This window comes from Sphingobium sp. ba1 (assembly GCF_000743655.1).
Classification (GTDB): domain Bacteria; phylum Pseudomonadota; class Alphaproteobacteria; order Sphingomonadales; family Sphingomonadaceae; genus Sphingobium.
In genome coordinates, this window is sequence record NZ_JPPQ01000066.1 from 56 (window position 1) to 1,726 (window position 1,671).

Annotated in this window: 3 protein-coding genes (1 of these 3 running past the window's edge); all 3 read left to right on the forward strand. The window is 64.9% G+C overall.

The genetic code is table 11. The features are described from left to right. On the forward strand, nucleotides 1-1,249 hold a 1,249-nt coding region (locus IL54_RS02930), incomplete at its 5' end, for an ANL family adenylate-forming protein (protein WP_037473116.1). Beyond that, a complete protein-coding gene (locus tag IL54_RS02935; protein WP_037473108.1) occupies nucleotides 1,246-1,665 on the forward strand; it encodes a nuclear transport factor 2 family protein in 420 nt (139 codons plus the stop codon). The genes IL54_RS02930 and IL54_RS02935, both read left to right, overlap by 4 nt. Next, nucleotides 1,662-1,671 carry the start of an SDR family NAD(P)-dependent oxidoreductase gene (locus IL54_RS02940; RefSeq protein ID WP_037473109.1) on the forward strand. 725 nt of this gene lie beyond the right edge of the window, so 10 of the gene's 735 nt are visible here — the first part of the coding sequence; its start codon is at nucleotides 1,662-1,664; its stop codon lies off the right edge, out of view. Before IL54_RS02935 ends, IL54_RS02940 begins: the two co-directional genes overlap by 4 nt.

Sequence of the window (1,671 nt, forward strand, 5' to 3'; positions counted from 1 at the left end):
TCTGGAACCGGGCATCTCGACGGCCAGCCCCGGTGCGCTCGCCTCACCCTATTTTCCCTTCCTCCGCCACATCGCCTCGCTCGGCGGTGGCGAGGGCATGATCGAACCGTGGGACCGCTTCCTGACGCGCGGCGATAGCATCGATCAGGCGCTGATCGATGCGACCGCCGCTACCGTCACGCCTGCCGACCCCGGCGTCCTCTTCTTCTCGTCCGGCTCGACCGCCAAGCCCAAGGGCATCCTCTCGATGCACCGCGGCGTCACGCTCCAGCTCTGGCGCTGGAAACGCTTTCTCGCCGCCAAAGAGGATGCCCGCGCCTGGTCGGCCAACGGCTTCTTCTGGTCGGGTAATTTCGCCATGGCGATCGGCGGCGCGCTCTCGTCGGGTGGCAGCCTGATCCTGCAAGCCACCTTCCAGCCCGAAGAAGCGCTGACCCTCATGGCGCGCGAACGGGCGACCATGGCCTTCGCTTGGCCCCACCAATGGGCACAACTGGAGGGGGCGGCGAACTGGAGCGATGTGGACCTGTCCGCGCTCCACTATGTCGGCCAGCATACCCCGCTCGGCCGCCATCCCACCGTCAGCACGGACTGGCAGGAACCGATGGCCGCCTATGGCAATACCGAAACCTTCACCATCAGCACCATCTTCGATTCCGGCACGCCCGACGATCGGATCGCGGGCACCCATGGCATCCCCTTGCCCGGCAATATCTTCAAGATCCTCGATCCATTGACCGGCGCGGTCGTGCCCTTAGGCCAGCGCGGCGAGATCGCGGTCAAGGGACCGACGCTGATGCTGGGCTATATTGGCGTGCCATTGGACGAAAGCGTGGACGCCGACGGCTTCTTCCACACGGGCGATGGCGGCTGGTTCGATGCGGAAGGACGGCTCCATTGGGAAGGGCGCCTCAACGACATCATCAAGACCGGCGGCGCGAATGTCTCGCCGATCGAGATCGACACCGTCATCAAAAGCTGCCCCGGCGTAAAGGTCACCCAGACCGTCGGCGTGCCCCATGAAACCTTGGGTGAACTGGTCGTCACCTGCATCGTCCCCCATGTCGGCGCACCGCTGGACGAAGACGCCATCCGCACCTACGCCAAGGCGCAACTCGCCAGCTATAAAGTGCCCCGTCGCGTCCTCTTCTTCAGCGAAGACGACCTCTCGCTGACCGGCAGCGCCAAGATCAAGACGGCGGATTTGAAAGCGCTGGTGGTCAAACAGCTCTCCACCGAACCGGCATGAGCGACGACGCGGAGCAGTCGCTGGCGATCGCCAATCTCAAGGCCCGCTACTGCGCCACCGCCGATCTCGCCGCCAGCGACCCGGATCAGGCCCGCGCCACCTTCGCGACCATCTTCGCGCAGGATTTCGTCGGCGACTATGGCATGGGGCGGTTGATCGGCGCGCAGGCGATCACCGATTTCCTCTGCACCGCCATTGCGGGCAACAGCGCGTGGCTGCTGCACATGCTCCATTCGCCACGAATCCTGATCGACGGCGATTGCGCCACCGGCGACTGGACGGTCCTGGTTAAGCTCAAGCGCCGCAGTTCCGGCGCAATCGACACGGTGATGGGCCGCTACAGCGACGTCTTTCGCCGCACACCCCAGGGGTGGCGGATCGCGCAAGTGACCTTCACCCGCATGGACCAAGCATGAAGGACA

Coding starts and splice junctions, on each gene's coding strand:
- IL54_RS02935 (WP_037473108.1), top strand. CDS start 1,246: ATGAGCGACGACGCGGAGCAGTCGCTGGCGATCGCCAATCTCAAGGCC.